The organism is Streptomyces cinereoruber, from assembly GCF_009299385.1.
GTDB lineage: Bacteria > Actinomycetota > Actinomycetes > Streptomycetales > Streptomycetaceae > Streptomyces > Streptomyces bikiniensis.
On sequence record NZ_CP023693.1, the window covers coordinates 5,494,040 to 5,509,565 of the forward strand.

Annotated in this window: 18 protein-coding genes; 17 read left to right on the forward strand and 1 reads right to left on the reverse strand. The window is 72.0% G+C overall.

Annotated elements, in window-relative coordinates; translation table 11 throughout:
* Window positions 1–44: 44 nt before the first annotated feature.
* From lepB (CP977_RS24925) to CP977_RS24980, 12 genes are all read left to right on the forward strand, one after another.
* A complete protein-coding gene (lepB, locus tag CP977_RS24925; protein ID WP_152370838.1) occupies window positions 45–884 on the forward strand; it encodes a signal peptidase I in 840 nt (279 codons plus the stop codon).
* Window positions 877–1,893, forward strand: coding sequence for a signal peptidase I (gene lepB, locus CP977_RS24930; protein ID WP_109185646.1), 1,017 nt, complete (start codon window positions 877–879; stop codon window positions 1,891–1,893). Before lepB (CP977_RS24925) ends, lepB (CP977_RS24930) begins: the two co-directional genes overlap by 8 nt.
* A complete protein-coding gene (lepB, locus tag CP977_RS24935) occupies window positions 1,829–2,749 on the forward strand; it encodes a signal peptidase I (RefSeq protein ID WP_062752015.1) in 921 nt (306 codons plus the stop codon). The genes lepB (CP977_RS24930) and lepB (CP977_RS24935) overlap by 65 nt, the downstream gene beginning before the upstream one ends.
* A 53-nt stretch (window positions 2,750–2,802) precedes the next feature.
* Window positions 2,803–3,624, forward strand: coding sequence for a signal peptidase I (gene lepB / locus CP977_RS24940; RefSeq protein ID WP_152370840.1), 822 nt, complete (start codon window positions 2,803–2,805; stop codon window positions 3,622–3,624).
* Window positions 3,621–4,142 (forward strand): NUDIX hydrolase, encoded by a 522-nt coding sequence (locus tag CP977_RS24945; protein ID WP_062752013.1) that lies wholly within the window; start codon window positions 3,621–3,623, stop codon window positions 4,140–4,142. The genes lepB (CP977_RS24940) and CP977_RS24945 overlap by 4 nt, the downstream gene beginning before the upstream one ends.
* Window positions 4,143–4,197: 55 nt before the next feature.
* Window positions 4,198–4,506, forward strand: coding sequence for a DUF2469 domain-containing protein (locus tag CP977_RS24950; RefSeq protein ID WP_005311352.1), 309 nt, complete (start codon window positions 4,198–4,200; stop codon window positions 4,504–4,506).
* A 220-nt stretch (window positions 4,507–4,726) separates the two neighbouring features.
* Complete coding sequence (locus CP977_RS24955; RefSeq protein ID WP_152371635.1) at window positions 4,727–5,146, forward strand: YraN family protein; 420 nt, start codon at window positions 4,727–4,729, stop codon at window positions 5,144–5,146.
* Window position 5,147: 1 nt separating this feature from the next.
* Window positions 5,148–6,761, forward strand: a complete 1,614-nt coding sequence (locus tag CP977_RS24960) for a YifB family Mg chelatase-like AAA ATPase (RefSeq protein ID WP_152370841.1) — start codon at window positions 5,148–5,150, stop codon at window positions 6,759–6,761.
* Window positions 6,758–8,017: a DNA-processing protein DprA gene (gene dprA, locus CP977_RS24965; protein ID WP_152370842.1), complete on the forward strand. Its 1,260-nt coding sequence runs from the start codon at window positions 6,758–6,760 to the stop codon at window positions 8,015–8,017. The genes CP977_RS24960 and dprA overlap by 4 nt, the downstream gene beginning before the upstream one ends.
* 245 nt (window positions 8,018–8,262) lie before the next feature.
* The gene (gene whiG, locus CP977_RS24970) at window positions 8,263–9,099 is read left to right on the forward strand and encodes an RNA polymerase sigma factor WhiG (protein ID WP_062751998.1); all 837 of its coding nucleotides are present in this window, start codon (window positions 8,263–8,265) and stop codon (window positions 9,097–9,099) included.
* A gap of 53 nt (window positions 9,100–9,152) precedes the next feature.
* Window positions 9,153–9,719, forward strand: a complete 567-nt coding sequence (locus tag CP977_RS24975; RefSeq protein WP_062751997.1) for a TetR/AcrR family transcriptional regulator — start codon at window positions 9,153–9,155, stop codon at window positions 9,717–9,719.
* 28 nt (window positions 9,720–9,747) lie between these two features.
* A complete protein-coding gene (locus CP977_RS24980; protein WP_062751996.1) occupies window positions 9,748–10,152 on the forward strand; it encodes a hypothetical protein in 405 nt (134 codons plus the stop codon).
* On the opposite strand, the gene CP977_RS24985 is transcribed toward CP977_RS24980, so the two are convergent.
* Window positions 10,149–10,625, reverse strand: coding sequence for a murein hydrolase activator EnvC family protein (locus tag CP977_RS24985; protein WP_062751995.1), 477 nt, complete (start codon window positions 10,623–10,625; stop codon window positions 10,149–10,151). The two genes, CP977_RS24980 and CP977_RS24985, sit on opposite strands and share 4 nt — an antisense overlap.
* 253 nt (window positions 10,626–10,878) lie before the next feature.
* On the opposite strand from CP977_RS24985, the gene rpsB reads away from it, so the two are divergent.
* The 5 genes from rpsB to CP977_RS25010 all read left to right on the forward strand — a co-directional run bounded on the left by rpsB (window position 10,879) and on the right by CP977_RS25010 (window position 15,418).
* Window positions 10,879–11,790, forward strand: coding sequence for a 30S ribosomal protein S2 (rpsB, locus tag CP977_RS24990; RefSeq protein ID WP_062751994.1), 912 nt, complete (start codon window positions 10,879–10,881; stop codon window positions 11,788–11,790).
* 108 nt (window positions 11,791–11,898) lie between these two features.
* Window positions 11,899–12,735 (forward strand): translation elongation factor Ts, encoded by an 837-nt coding sequence (gene tsf / locus CP977_RS24995; RefSeq protein ID WP_062751993.1) that lies wholly within the window; start codon window positions 11,899–11,901, stop codon window positions 12,733–12,735.
* 163 nt (window positions 12,736–12,898) lie between these two features.
* Window positions 12,899–13,663, forward strand: coding sequence for a UMP kinase (pyrH, locus tag CP977_RS25000; RefSeq protein WP_030217948.1), 765 nt, complete (start codon window positions 12,899–12,901; stop codon window positions 13,661–13,663).
* A 94-nt stretch (window positions 13,664–13,757) separates the two neighbouring features.
* Window positions 13,758–14,315, forward strand: coding sequence for a ribosome recycling factor (gene frr / locus CP977_RS25005; protein ID WP_062751992.1), 558 nt, complete (start codon window positions 13,758–13,760; stop codon window positions 14,313–14,315).
* Window positions 14,315–15,418 carry a phosphatidate cytidylyltransferase gene (locus CP977_RS25010; protein ID WP_062751991.1) on the forward strand — a complete coding sequence of 368 codons (1,104 nt, stop codon included), beginning with the start codon at window positions 14,315–14,317 and terminating at the stop codon, window positions 15,416–15,418. Before frr ends, CP977_RS25010 begins: the two co-directional genes overlap by 1 nt.
* Window positions 15,419–15,526: the final 108 nt, after the last annotated feature.

The following is a 15,526-nucleotide window of genomic DNA, read 5'->3' on the forward strand; positions in this document are numbered from 1 at the left end:
CTTCCGGTTCCCCTCACAGACAGGCCGGATAGGCTTGTCCGGCGATGGACACCGAAGCACAGCACACGGAGCGCGGCCCCTCTTCCGACACGGACCCCGACAGGGAATCCGATACGGGGGAGGGGCCGCGCTCCGCGCGCGTTTCCGAGGACTCCGCCGCTTCCGACGAGCCCGACGGCGCGCCCTCCTGGCGGCGCACGCTCCTCGTGGGCGCCGCCTGCGTGGCCTTCCTGCTGCTCATGAGCCACTTCGTGGCACAGCCGTTCCTGATCCCCAGCCGCTCCATGGAGCCGACGCTCCAGGTCGGCGACCGGATCCTGGTGAACAAACTGGCGTACCGCTTCGGGGACGAGCCGCGCCGCGGCGACGTCGTCGTCTTCGACGGCACCGGCTCCTTCGTACGGGAGGAGCCCGAGGACGACCCCGTCGGCGGCCTGCTGCGCGACGGGGCCGCGGCCCTCGGACTCGCGGAGCCCGCCGAGACCGACTTCGTGAAGCGGGTCGTCGGCACCGGCGGCGACCGGGTCGTCTGCTGCGACGAGGACGGCCGTCTCACCGTCAACGGCACCGTCGTCGTGGAGCGGTACCTGGTGCCCGGCGACCAGCCCTCCGCCGTGCCCTTCGACATCGTCGTCCCCCCGGACCGGCTCTGGGTCATGGGCGACCACCGCAGCCAGTCCAGCGACTCCCGGGACCACCTGGGCAGCCCCGGCGGCGGCATGGTCCCCGTCGACAAGGTCGTCGGACGCGCCGACTGGATCGCCTGGCCCTTCGGCCGCTGGAGCGGAGTGGCGGGCACGGATGCCTTCGACGCCGTACCGGCACCACCGACCGGTGGGCACCCGACGGGGCCGGCGGTCCCGGGAACGGGGAGCCGTGGGTAGCCGGGGCCGGCCCGCCCGCGGGGCCGGCCCCGTCCCCGAGCAGGGCCCCGCACTGCCCGGCCGGGCCGAGCGGCGCAAACTCGCCCGCAAGGTCAAACGGCGCCGACAGCGCTCCGCGCTCCGGGAGATCCCGATCCTGGCCGTGGTCGCCGTGCTCATCGCCCTCGTCCTCAAGACCTTCCTCGTCCAGGCGTTCGTCATCCCCTCCGGCTCCATGGAGCAGACGATCCGGATCCAGGACCGGGTCCTCGTCGACAAGCTCACCCCCTGGTTCGGCTCCCGCCCGCAGCGCGGCGACGTCGTCGTCTTCAAGGACCCCGGCAACTGGCTCCACCAGGACCCCGTTCCGCCCTCCGACGACCCCGTCGGCGTCAAGCAGGCCAAGCAGGCCCTGACCTTCATCGGGCTGCTGCCCTCGGCCGACGAACGGGACCTCATCAAGCGGGTCGTGGCCGTCGGCGGCGACACCGTCCGCTGCTGCGGGGAGGACGGGCGGCTCACCGTCAACGGCGTACCGCTGGACGAGCCGTACCTGCACCCGGGGAACGCGCCGTCCACCATCCCCTTCGAGGTGAAGGTCCCCGAGGGCCGGATCTTCGTCCTCGGCGACCACCGTTCCGACTCGGCCGACTCCCGCTTCCACCTCGACGAGAAGGACCGCGGCACCGTCGCGGAGGAGCAGGTCGTGGGGCGTGCCGTGGTGATCGCCTGGCCCGTCGGCCACTGGCGGAGCCTGGAGGAGCGGGACACCTTCGCCGGGGTACCGGACGCCCGTACGGGCTCCGGCGACGCGCTCGGCCCTTCGCATAGTGTGTCCCAGCGGAATCTGAACGGATTGCCCGGACTCCCGACCCCTGCGGAACTTCTGCTCGTTATGGGAGTGGTGGGCCTGTCCCTGATCCGGGGCAGGCGTTCGCACGGACTGAGGAGTGGATGTGGGGGATTTGGCCGTCGGCGCACGATCCGGACACGATGGGCCCGAGAAGAGGGCCGACGAGGCCAGGGCTGACGACGTGGCGGGTGGCAACGTGACGGATGACGAGGTGTCGCACGGCGGCGGGGCGCCGCACGACGACGGGACGGGCGGGTCCGGTCGGGCCCCCAAGAAGCAGCGCTCCTTCTGGAAGGAGCTGCCCCTCCTCGTCGGCATCGCGCTGGTGCTCGCCCTGCTGATCAAGACCTTCCTGGTGCAGGCGTTCTCGATCCCCTCGGAATCGATGATGAACGCCCTCAAGAAGGGCGACCGGGTCCTCGTCGACAAGCTGACCCCGTGGTTCGGCTCCGAACCCGAGCGCGGCGAGGTCGTCGTCTTCCACGACCCGGGCGGCTGGCTGGAAACCGCCGTGACGCCCAAGCCGAACGTGGTGCAGAAGTTCCTCAGCTTCATCGGCCTCATGCCGTCCGCCGAGGAGAAGGACCTCATCAAGCGCGTCATCGCGGTCGGCGGCGACACCGTCTCCTGCAAGGAGGGCGGCAAGGTCGTCCTCAACGGGGTGCCGCTCGACGAGACCTCGTACCTCTACCCCGGCTCCGTGCCCTGCCAGGACTCCTTCGGCCCGGTCAAGGTCCCCGAGGGCCGCATCTGGGTCATGGGCGACAACCGCCAGAACTCCCTGGACTCCCGCTTCCACCAGGAGCTCCCCGGCGGCGGCACCGTCGCCAACGACCTGGTCGTGGGCCGCGCCGTCGTCGTCGCCTGGCCCGTCACCCGCTGGGCCACGCTCCCGGTGCCCGGCATCTTCGACAACCCCGCCCTGAACAAGGCGGTGGCCGCCGCCCCGCTCGGCGCGGCGAGCCTCGCCGGAGCGCTCCCGCTAGTGCTGTGGCGCCGGAAGAAGCAGCTCGCGGGGCATACCGCCGGGTAATGACCCGCGGGTAGTGTGCCGTCCCGGACCGTCGACCGACCTCTGGGGTGCACATGAGCGGAACCATACGGACCAAGGACGGCCACGGCCGCCTCGGCAGCGTGCTGTCGGGGCTGGCCGTGGCCGTCGGCTGTGCGCTCTTCCTCGGCGGGTTCGTCTGGGGAGTCCTGGTCTACCGGCCGTACACGGTTCCCACCGACTCCATGACCCCCACCCTCGACGTCAACTCCCGCGTGCTCGCCGAGCGGATCGACGGGGCCGAGGTGAAGCGCGGCGACGTCGTCGTCTTCGAGGACCCCCTGTGGGCCTCCTCGCCCATGGTCAAGCGGGTCGTGGCCGTCGGCGGCGACACCGTCGCCTGCTGCGACGGGGACGGGCGGCTCACCGTCAACGGCAGGGCCGTCGACGAGCCGTACCTCGGACCGGGCATCGACGGCCGGAAGACCGCTTCCGGCGAGGAGTTCTCGGCGACCGTCCCCGAGGGCAGCCTCTTCCTCCTCGGAGACGACCGGCACACCTCCCTCGACTCCCGCACCCACCTCGAAGAGGCGGGCCAGGGCTCGGTGCCCCGCTCCGCGGTCGTCGCCAGGGTCGACGCCGTCGTCTGGCCCGCCAAGGGCCTCCTGGACCGCCCGGCAAGCTTCGCCGGCCTTCCGGGGGGCCTCTCGGAGCCGGGGCCGTTCACGACCCTCCTCACGATGATCACGGCCGGCGGCATACTGGTCTTCGCGGGGGCCGCGTACGGGCCGGTGGCACGGCTCCTGGGGCGCCGGTCGGACGGCGGGCGGGCCGGGGCGGCCGGGACCGGAGCCGGGGCCGGAGCCGGGTCCGGGGCTGTGAAGAGGACGGGTACGGGCACGGGGACGGGGACATGACGGAGCGGGTACGAGGTACGGGCGCGGGGCCCGTGGTCCGGAAGGTCGCGCGGGTCGTCCTGCTCGACCCCGACGACCGCGTCCTGCTGCTGCACGGCCACGAGCCCGACGACCCCGGTCTCACCTGGTGGTTCACCCCCGGCGGGGGCCTGGAGGGCGACGAGACCCGGGAGAAAGCGGCGCTCCGCGAGCTCGCGGAGGAGACCGGCATCACCGACGTCGACCTCGGACCCGTGCTCTGGACCCGGCACTGCTCCTTCCCCTTCGACGGACGCCGCTGGGACCAGGACGAGTGGTACTACCTCGCCCGCACCCGCCGGGCCGATGCCGCGCCCGGGCCGCAGGCCCTCACGGAGCTGGAGACCCGCAGTCTCTCGGGCCTGAGATGGTGGACCTCCGCCGAACTGTCGGCCGCCCGTGAGACGGTGTACCCGACCAGACTCGCCGAGTTGCTGCGCACGCTGCTCGACGAGGGACCTCCCCCCGCGCCGGTCGCCCTCGCCCCGGAAATCGTCTAGGGGCGCGTACGACTGGCGCACAATGGGGGGACGCACGGCTGAAGGGGAACATGCCATGAGCGCCGAGGACCTCGAGAAGTACGAGACCGAGATGGAGCTGAAGCTCTACCGGGAGTACCGCGACGTCGTCGGCCTGTTCAAATACGTGATCGAGACCGAGCGACGCTTCTACCTGACCAACGACTACGAGATGCAGGTGCACTCGGTGCAGGGCGAGGTCTTCTTCGAGGTCAGCATGGCCGACGCCTGGGTCTGGGACATGTACAGGCCGGCCAGGTTCGTCAAGCAGGTCCGCGTCCTCACGTTCAAGGACGTGAACATCGAGGAGCTCAACAAGAGCGACCTCGAACTCCCCGGCAGCTGAGCACGGCGGCGGGGGTGCCGCAGGAAACGCACCCCCACGGGTGAGGGGGTTTTCCACAACCCCCCGGTCATCCACAGCGCCGCACACGGAACGCCCCGGGCCGTCACAGTCGGTGACGGAGGTGGTCCGTATGAACACGACCGACAAGACCAGCACGACCGAGACGACCAGCCTGACCGGCGCGACGGAGACGACTGCCGCGACCGGGACAGCCAGCCTGATCGGCGCGGCCGAGGCGACCGACGCGGTCGAGGCGACCGACTCGTCCGGCAAGACCGGCGCCACCCGCGCGCTCGGGCGGTACGGGGAGGAGCTGGCGACCCGCCGGCTCACCGCGACCGGCATGCACGTCCTCGCCCGCAACTGGCGCTGCGGCCGGGCCGGCGAGATCGACATCGTCGCCCGCGACGGCGACACCCTCGTCATCTGCGAGGTCAAGACCCGGCGCCACGGCTCCTACGAGCACCCGATGGCCGCCGTCACGCCCCGCAAGGCCGAACGGCTCCGCCGCCTCGCCGACTGCTGGCTCGACCGCAGCGGCACCCCGGCCCCCGCCGGCGGCGTGCGCATCGACCTCGTCGGCATCGTCCTGCCCCGCCGCGGCGCCCCCGTCCTCACCCACGCCCGTGGGGTGGCCTGAGATGGGATTCGCCCGCACCTGCTCCGTAGCACTCGTCGGCGTCGAGGGCGTCGTCGTCGAAGTACAGGCCGACCTCGAACCCGGCGTCGCCGCCTTCACCCTCGTCGGCCTCCCCGACAAGAGCCTCACCGAGAGCCGCGACCGCGTCCGCGCCGCCGTCGTCAACTCCGGCGCCGAATGGCCCCAGAAGAAGCTCACCGTCGGCCTCAGCCCGGCATCCGTCCCCAAGGGCGGCAGCGGTTTCGACCTCGCTGTCGCCGCCGCCGTCCTCGGCGCCGCCGAGCGGATCGACCCGCGCACCATCGCCGACCTCGTCCTCGTCGGCGAACTCGGACTCGACGGGCGCGTCCGCCCCGTCCGCGGCATCCTGCCCGCCGTCCTCGCCGCCGCCGACGCCGGATACCGGCAGGTCGTCGTCCCCGAGCAGACCGCCGGCGAGGCCTCCCTCGTCCCCGGCGTCTCCGTCCTCGGCGTTCGCAGCCTCCGCCAGCTGATCGCCGTCCTCACCGACGAACCCGTCCCCGACGAGGAACCCGCCGAGGAAGGACGGCCCGACGCCATGCTCGCCGGACTCTTCGTCCCCGGCGCCGGCATCGGCACCGGCCTCGCCGCCGACCCCGCCGAGGGGCCCGACCTCGCCGACGTCGCGGGCCAGCACCACGCCCGCCGCGCCCTGGAGATCGCCGCAGCCGGCAGTCACCACCTGCTGCTCTCGGGACCGCCCGGCGCGGGGAAGACCATGCTGGCCGAACGCCTCCCCGGCATCCTCCCGCCCCTCACCCGGCAGGAGTCCCTGGAGGTCACCGCCGTCCACTCAGTCGCCGGCATCCTCCCGCCCGGCGAACCCCTCGTCCGCCGCGCCCCCTACTGCGCGCCCCACCACTCCGCCACCATGCAGTCCCTCGTCGGCGGCGGGAACGGGCTCCCCAGGCCCGGCGCCGTCTCCCTCGCCCACCGAGGCATCCTCTTTCTGGACGAAGCCCCGGAATTCTCGGGCAAGGCACTCGACGCGCTCCGCCAGCCCCTCGAATCCGGGCACGTCGTCATCGCCCGCGCCGCCGGCGTCGTCCGCCTCCCCGCCCGCTTCCTCCTCGCCCTCGCAGCCAACCCCTGCCCCTGCGGACGGCACACCCTGCACGGCGCCGGCTGCGAATGCCCGCCCTCGCTCGTCCGCCGCTACCAGGCGCGCCTCTCCGGACCCCTGCTCGACCGGGTCGACCTGCGTGTCGAGGCCGAGCCCGTCACCCGCGCCGACCTCCTCGGCCAGGGCGGCAGGGGAGAGAGCACCGAGGTCGTCGCCGAGCGCGTCCGCGAGGCCCGCGCCCGGGCCGCCGACCGGCTCGCCGACACCCCCTGGAGGGTCAACAGCGAGATCCCCGGCCACGAGCTCCGCACCCGCTACCACGCCGCGCCCGGAGCCCTCGCCGCAGCCGAACGCGACATCGAGCGCGGCCTCCTCACCGCCCGCGGCCTCGACCGCGTCCTGCGCGTCGCCTGGACCGTCGCCGACCTGGCCGGCCACGACCGGCCGGACCACCAGGACGTCGCCCTCGCCCTGGAGATGCGCACCGGCGTCGCCCGCGGCGTACCCGTCGGAACGGGGGCTCGCGCATGAACCCCGCCGCGCCTGACACTCCTGACACCTCTGCCACTCCGGACGTCCCCGCCGCGCCTGACATCCCCGTCACGCCTGGCGGCCCCGCCGCACCCGCGGACGAACGGCTCGCCCGCGCCGCCCTCACCCGCACCGTCGAACCCGGCGACGAGCACGCCGGCCGCTGGATCCGCCGGTACGGAGCCACCGGCTTCCTCGAACGGCTCCTCCGGCCGGACGGCGGCGCCCACTCCGACGAGGGGGCCTTCCCCGGCACCGGTCGCAAACGCGTCGCCTCCTGGCGCCTGCGCGCCACCGCCGCCGAACCCGCCCGCGACCTCGACACCGTCCACGCCCTCGGCGGCCGCTTCCTCGTCCCCGGCGACACCGAATGGCCCCGGCAGCTCGACGACCTCGGAGACGCCCGCCCCGTCGGCCTCTGGCTCCGGGGCCCCGCCGACCTGCGCACCTGGGCCCTGCGCTCCGTCGCCCTCGTCGGCGCCCGCGCCTGCACCCCCTACGGCGCCCACGTCGCCACCGACCTCGCCACCGGCCTCGCGAAAAAGGGCTGGGTCGTCGTCTCCGGAGCCGCCTACGGCATCGACGCCGCCGCCCACCGGGGAGCCCTCGCCGCCGACGGCGCCACCGTCGCCGTCCTCGCCTGCGGCATCGACGTCCCCTACCCCCGCGGCCACGACCGGCTCATCCGCCGCGTCGCCGAACAGGGCCTCGTCGCCGGAGAACTGCCGCCCGGAAGCCATCCCGCCCCCAGCCGCTTCATCCTCCGCAACCGCGTCATCGCCGCCCTCACCCGCGGAACCGTCGTGGTCGAGGCGCAGCACCGCAGCGGCTCCCTCGCCACCGTCCGCGCCGCCGCCCGGCTCGGCCGCCACACCATGGGCGTGCCCGGACCGGTCACCAGCGCCCTCTCCGCGGGCGTCCACGAACTCCTGCGCGGCGACGCCACTCTCGTCACCGACGCCGAGGAGATCGTCGAACTCGTCGGGGACATGGGCCAGCTCGCCCCGGCACGCCGCGGCCCCGTCCTGCCCCGCGACCTCCTCGCCCCCGCCACGGCACACGTCCTGGAGGCCGTCCCCGCCCGCGGCCCCACCCCCACCACCGCCATCGCCCGCCGCGCCGGCACCCACCCCGACGAGACCCTCGCCAAGCTGTACGAACTCCACTCCCTCGGCTTCGTCGAACGGTACGGAGAGGGCTGGCAGTTGACGAACACCGCCACACAGGCGTCGAACGCGCGGCGAGGCGGTACTTGACCCGGAGCATTCGGGTGAAAAGGTGAAGGCGATGAACAATCGAGTTCTCTCGGCCGCATCCGAGGGGCCGACCCGCGTCACGGCCCCGGTTCGAAGATGTGGCCGACGGCGTCCACCCGGAGCGGCGCGATCCACCGATGTTCGCTCACCGCGACGGCACACTCACGCTACGCTCACCGGGATTCCCTCCACGACACCCTCACCCACCCCGACACACCCCACAGCAGAACGGCTCAAGGCAACGCATGCCCCAGCACACCTCCGGGTCTGACCGCGCTGCGGTGCCCCCAGCAGCCCGGGGCACCGTGCGACCGCCCGCACCGACCTCCCTCGACGAACTGTGGCGTTCGTACAAGGACACGGGCGACGAGCGGCTGCGGGAGCAGCTGATCCTGCACTACTCGCCCCTCGTCAAGTACGTCGCGGGACGGGTCAGCGTCGGGCTGCCCTCCAACGTGGAACAGGCCGACTTCGTCTCCTCCGGCGTCTTCGGCCTCATCGACGCCATCGAGAAGTTCGACGTCGAGCGCGCCATCAAGTTCGAGACGTACGCCATCACCCGCATCCGCGGCGCCATGATCGACGAACTCCGCGCCCTCGACTGGATCCCGCGCTCCGTCCGCCAGAAGGCGCGCAACGTCGAACGCGCCTACGCCACCCTGGAGGCCCAGCTCCGCCGCACCCCCTCCGAGAGCGAGGTCGCCGCGGAGATGGACATCACACTGGAGGAACTGCACGCGGTATTCAGCCAGTTGTCCCTGGCCAACGTGGTCGCCCTGGAAGAGCTGCTGCACGTCGGCGGCGAGGGCGGCGACCGGCTCTCCCTGATGGACACGCTGGAGGACACGGCCGCCGACAACCCCGTCGAGATCGCCGAGGACCGCGAGCTGCGCCGACTGCTCGCCCGCGCCATCAACACCCTCCCCGAACGCGAGAAGACGGTCGTCACCCTCTACTACTACGAGGGCCTCACGCTCGCCGAGATCGGCCACGTCCTCGGCGTCACCGAGAGCCGCGTCAGCCAGATCCACACCAAATCCGTCCTCCAGCTCCGGGCCAAGCTGGCCGACGTCGGACGCTGAGCGCGGCGCTCCGGTCGTACAGTGGAGCCGTGCCCAGGATTCGAGCGGCCTCCGTGGCCGAGCACCGGACGATGCAGCGCGGCGCCCTGCTGGACGCCGCGCGTTCCCTGCTGTCCGAGGGCGGGACGGAGGCGCTGACCTTCCCCGCACTCGCCGAGCGCACGGGCCTGGCCCGCTCGTCGGTCTACGAGTACTTCCGATCGCGCGCCGCCGTCGTCGAGGAGCTGTGCGCCGTCGACTTCCCGGTCTGGGCCGCCGAGGTCGAGCTGGCCATGGCCGACGCGGAGACGCCCCAGGGCAAGGTCGAGGCGTACGTCCGCAAGCAGCTGGAACTGGTCGGGGACCGGCGCCACCGCGCGGTCGTCGCCATCTCCGCCGGCGAGCTGGACGACGGCGCCCGCGAGAAGATCCGCGCCGCCCACGGCGGCCTCGTCACCATGGTCGTCGAAGCCCTCGCCGCCCTGGGCCAGCCCCGCCCCCGCCTGGCCGCCATGCTCCTCCAGGGCGTCGTCGACGCCGCCGTCCGCCGCCTCGAACTCGGCGCCGCCGAGGACCCCGCGGACATCACCGAAGCGGCGGTCACGATGGCCCTCCACGGCGTCAACGGCTCCCCGGCCTGACCGCTCGATCCCGCCGTCCGGACCTCCCTTGAGCTGGAACGTCCTCCTGCTGCCGCTGCCGGCCGGTCTCGTCTCGATCGACGACCTGCCCGCCGACCACGAGCCGCCTCCCGTCGGGAGCCGGGCCGACGTCCACGACGCCCTGAGAGCGGCGGTGCCCGGCATCGACCTCACCGACCCCGCGTGGGGCGTGCTGCTCGGACCGGCCTGGGGCATCGAGCTGGGCATCGGCGAGGACGACCCCGTCGAGTCGGTCATGCTCCACGTCCGGGGCGGGACGGACGACGTACTGCCGGTGATCTTCCGCATCGCCCGCGCCCTCGGCTGCCGCCCCTTCGACTGCTCCACCGGAGACCTGCTCGCGGACGGGGCCCCGGCCGGGTGGCACGCCTTCCAGACGTTCAGGGACGGGGCCGTCACCCCCGACCCCTAGCCTCCGAGCGGCAACAGCCGCGACGGCCCCCGTTTCGTGAGGAGTAGAGGATTCAGATAGCGGTCTCCTCTGAGGAGGCCCCAGTGGAGGCAGGTCTCCGGGCAGTGGGTGCTCGGGGTGACCCGGGCGATCGGGGTGCCCGCGGCGACGGGTGCGCCGGCCGGGACCAGGGGGGTCACCGGGGAGAAGGTCGTGCGCAGCGGGGGAGTGCCCGTGCCCGGCAGGGTCAGGGTGAGGACGCCCCGGCCGCCGACCGGGCCCGCGAAGGTCACCGTGCCCGCCACCGGGGCCAGGACCGGGACGTCCGGCGGGGCGGCGAGGTCGACGCCGCGGTGGCCCGCCGCGTACGGGCCCGGTGGCGGCTGCCAGCCGCGGACGATCTCGGGCGGGGGCGGGCCGCCCACCGGCCAGAGGGCGCCGAGGGCCAGGAACAGGGTCGTGACGCAGGTCGTGACGTAGGTCGTGAAGTGCATGGGGGAAGGTTCTCCCCGTCGTCCGGTCCGCAGGGGGCGCGGGCGGTTTCTGTGGAGTACTCACCGGTTGTGGACAGCGCCGTCACCCGCCGCCCCCGGGGTCCCGTACACTTCCTATGGCGACTCGGGTCACCGGGTCGACTTCGCACGCCCCGCCACGGTCCTCAGACGGTGGCAGCGCCTTTCGGTCCCTCGTGGGCATGGCGCGCCGGGGCGTCAGGAACACAACCGAGAAACCCAAGGAGATACGGCCATGGCCGTCGTCACGATGCGGGAGCTGCTGGAGAGCGGCGTCCACTTCGGTCACCAGACCCGTCGCTGGAACCCGAAGATGAAGCGCTTCATCTTCACCGAGCGCAACGGCATCTACATCATCGACCTGCTCCAGTCGCTGTCGTACATCGACCGCGCCTACGAGTTCGTCAAGGAGACCGTCGCGCACGGCGGCTCCATCATGTTCGTCGGTACGAAGAAGCAGGCCCAGGAGGCCATCGCCGAGCAGGCGACGCGTGTCGGCATGCCGTACGTCAACCAGCGTTGGCTCGGTGGCATGCTCACCAACTTCTCCACCGTCTACAAGCGTCTGCAGCGCCTCAAGGAGCTCGAGCAGATCGACTTCGAGGACGTCGCCGCCTCGGGTCTCACCAAGAAGGAGCTCCTGGTCCTCTCCCGCGAGAAGGCCAAGCTGGAGAAGACCCTCGGTGGCATCCGCGAGATGCAGAAGGTGCCGAGCGCCGTCTGGATCGTCGACACCAAGAAGGAGCACATCGCCGTCGGTGAGGCGCGCAAGCTCCACATCCCGGTCGTCGCGATCCTCGACACCAACTGCGACCCCGACGAGGTCGACTACAAGATCCCGGGCAACGACGACGCGATCCGCTCCGTCACCCTGCTCACCCGCGTGATCGCCGACGCCGTCGCCGAGGGCCTCATCGCCCGCTCCGGCGCCGCGACCGGCGACTCGAAGCCGGGCGAGAAGGCCCAGGGCGAGCCGCTCGCCGAGTGGGAGCGCGACCTGCTCGAGGGTGAGAAGAAGGCCGACGAGACCGAGGCTCCGGCTCCGGCCGCCGCCGAGGCCGCCGAGGTCCAGACCTCCGCCGAGACCGAGAAGGTCGCGGACGCCGAGGCCGCCGACGCTCCGGCCGAGGCCGCCGAGCAGGCCTGACCCTTCAGGACCCAGGTCCTTCGGTGACGACGGCGGGGGCCCACGAAGCCCCCGCCGTCCCCCCGTGGACCCGCCCGATCTTTCAGACTTCGAGAGAGAAACAGACTCATGGCGAACTACACCGCCGCTGACGTCAAGAAGCTCCGCGAGCTCACCGGCGCCGGCATGATGGACTGCAAGAAGGCCCTGGACGAGGCCGACGGCGACGTCGACAAGGCCGTCGAGGCCCTGCGCATCAAGGGCCAGAAGGGCGTCGCCAAGCGTGAGGGCCGCTCCGCCGAGAACGGCGCCGTGGTCTCCCTCATCGCCGACGACAACACCTCCGGCGTCCTCGTCGAGCTGAAGTGCGAGACGGACTTCGTCGCCAAGGGCGACAAGTTCCAGGCCGTCGCCGCCCAGCTGGCCGCGCACGTCGCCGCCACCGCCCCGGCCGACCTGGAGGCCCTGCTCGCCTCCGAGATCGAGCCCGGCAAGACCGTGCAGGCCTTCGTGGACGAGGCCAACGCCAACCTCGGCGAGAAGATCGTCCTCGACCGCTTCGCGCAGTACGCCGACGGCTACGTCTCCGCGTACATGCACCGCACCATGCCGGACCTCCCGCCGCAGATCGGTGTCCTCGTCGAGTTCGACAAGGAGAACGCCGAGGTCGCCAAGGGCGTCGCCCAGCACATCGCCGCCTTCGCGCCGAAGTACCTCACCCGTGAGGACGTCCCGGCCGAGGTCGTCGAGTCCGAGCGCCGCATCGCCGAGGAGACCACCCGCGCCGAGGGCAAGCCCGAGGCCGCGATCGCCAAGATCGTCGAGGGTCGCGTCAACGGCTTCTTCAAGGACGCCACGCTGCTCGGCCAGCCGTACGCCCTGGACAACAAGAAGTCCGTCCAGCAGATCCTGGACGAGGCCGGTGTCACCCTGAAGCGCTTCACCCGCATCAAGGTCGGCATCTGAGTCCGGTCGCGAACGCGACGGACACCGGACCCCGGTAGGGTCTGAAGCAGTCGTCCGCGCCCGCGCAGGACGACCGCAGATCTGACGAGGAGGCCATTGCCGCACGGGATACCGCGAGGACCCAGGGCAATGGCCTCCTTCGTATGTGCACGAGGAGAGCTCCATGAATCAGGGCGCCGTACAGGGCGACGACAACAACGGCAAAAAGGCCGGCCGCTACATGCTGAAGCTGTCCGGAGAAGCGTTCTCCGGCGGTACCGGCCTGGGCGTCGACCCCGATGTCGTGCACGCCATCGCGCGGGAGATCGCGGCCGTCGTCCGCGACGGCGCGGAGATCGCGATCGTGATCGGCGGGGGCAACTTCTTCCGTGGCGCCGAACTCCAGCAGCGCGGCATGGACCGGGCCCGCTCCGACTACATGGGCATGCTCGGCACCGTGATGAACTGCCTCGCCCTCCAGGACTTCCTGGAGAAGGAGGGCATCGACTCCCGCGTCCAGACCGCCATCACCATGGGCCAGGTCGCCGAGCCGTACATCCCGCTGCGCGCCGTGCGCCACCTGGAGAAGGGCCGCGTGGTCATCTTCGGCGCGGGCATGGGCATGCCGTACTTCTCCACGGACACCACCGCCGCCCAGCGCGCCCTGGAGATCGACGCCGAGGCCCTGCTCATGGGCAAGAACGGCGTCGACGGCGTGTACGACTCCGACCCGAAGCGGAACCCCGACGCGGTCAAGTTCGACGCGCTCGAGTACGGCGAGGTGATCGCCCGCGACCTCAAGGTCGCCGACGCCACCGCCGTCACCCTGTGCCGGGACAACAACCTCCCGATCCTCGTCTTCGAACTGCTCGCCGAGGGCAATATCGCGCGCGCGGTGAAGGGTGAGAAGATCGGCACGCTCGTGAGCGACCAGGGCACCCGGGCCTGACCCGAACCGGGAACCGCCCCGCACGGGGCTGGACGACAGCCCTGCCGGTCGTACACCGTGCAGGACACAACGCGACGACACGCAGGAGCATGTGGTGATCGAAGAGACCCTCCTCGAGGCCGAGGAGAAGATGGAGAAGGCCGTCGTGGTCGCCAAGGAGGACTTCGCCGCGATCCGCACCGGCCGTGCGCACCCGGCGATGTTCAACAAGATCGTGGCGGACTACTACGGCGCCCTCACCCCCATCAACCAGCTCGCGTCCTTCTCGGTGCCCGAGCCGCGGATGGCCGTGGTGACCCCGTTCGACAAGAGCGCGCTGCGCAACATCGAGCAGGCGATCCGCGACTCCGACCTCGGCGTCAACCCGAGCAACGACGGCAACATCATCCGGGTGGTGTTCCCCGAGCTGACCGAGGAGCGCCGCCGCGAGTACATCAAGGTCGCCAAGGGCAAGGCCGAGGACTCGAAGATCTCGATCCGCTCGGTGCGCCGCAAGGCCAAGGAGTCCATCGACAAGCTCGTCAAGGACGGCGAGGTCGGCGAGGACGAGGGCCGCCGCGCGGAGAAGGAGCTCGACGACACCACCGCGAAGTACGTCACGCAGGTGGACGAGCTGCTCAAGCACAAGGAAGCCGAGCTGCTCGAGGTCTGATGAACGACTCTTCCTGGGACGCCCCGGCCGGTCACGGCCGCGGGGGACCCCACCAGGGGCCCGCCCCGGCGGGTCCCGCCCACGAGGGGCGCCCGGCGGCGCAGACTCGCCCCATGCCCATCGTGCCCGACGTTCCCGCCGGCGGATTCCAGGACGGTCACGGCCGGGGGGCCGCTCACCCGAGCGGCCCCCTGTTCCGCGACGAGACCCCGCACGAGCACCCGCAGGAGCCCATGACCAGCCGCACCCCGCCTCCGCCGCCCGCGCCGCCGGCGCCACGGCAGAAGAAGAGCGCGGGGCGGAACCTGGGCGCGGCCATAGGGGTCGGGGTCGGCCTCGGCGCCGTCATCATCGCCTCGCTGTACATCTGGGCGCCGGCGTTCGTCGGAGTGATCGCGGTCGCCGTGGTGGTCGGGCTGTGGGAGCTGACCTCCCGGCTCCAGGAGCGCAAGCAGATCAAGGCGCCCCTGGTGCCGCTCGCGATCGGCGGCGCGGCGATGGTCGTCGCCGGGTACGTGCGCGGGGCCGAGGGCGCCTGGGTCGCGATGGCCCTGACGGCGCTCGCGGTCCTGGTCTGGCGGATGACGGAGCCGCCCGAGGGGTATCTGAAGGACGTCACGGCGGGCGTGTTCGCCGCGTTCTACGTGCCGTTCCTGGCGACGTTCGTGGCGCTGATGCTGACTGCGGACGACGGCCCGGAGCGGGTCCTCACCTTCCTGATCCTGACGGTGGTCAGCGACACCGGGGCGTACGCGGTCGGCTGGCGCTTCGGCAAGCACAAGCTGGCGCCGAGGATCAGCCCCGGCAAGACCCGCGAGGGCCTGGTCGGCGCGGTGACGTTCGCGATGGCGGCGGGCGCGCTGTGCATGCAGTTCATGATCGACGACGGGGCCTGGTGGCAGGGCCTGGTCCTCGGCCTCGCGGTGGCGGCGAGCGCGACGCTCGGTGACCTCGGCGAGTCGATGATCAAGCGGGACCTGGGCATCAAGGACATGGGCACGCTGCTGCCCGGCCACGGCGGCATCATGGACCGGCTGGACTCGCTGCTGCCGACGGCGCCGGTGGTGTGGTTGCTGCTCGCGCTGTTCGTCGGTACCGGCTGACCTGCGGTTCTTCGGGCGAGGGGCCCGTTGTCCACAGGGTGTTCTTCCGGGAGGGGCCCGCTGTCCACAAGGGCGGCGGGCCCCTCTTTGTATCTCTGCGACACTGGT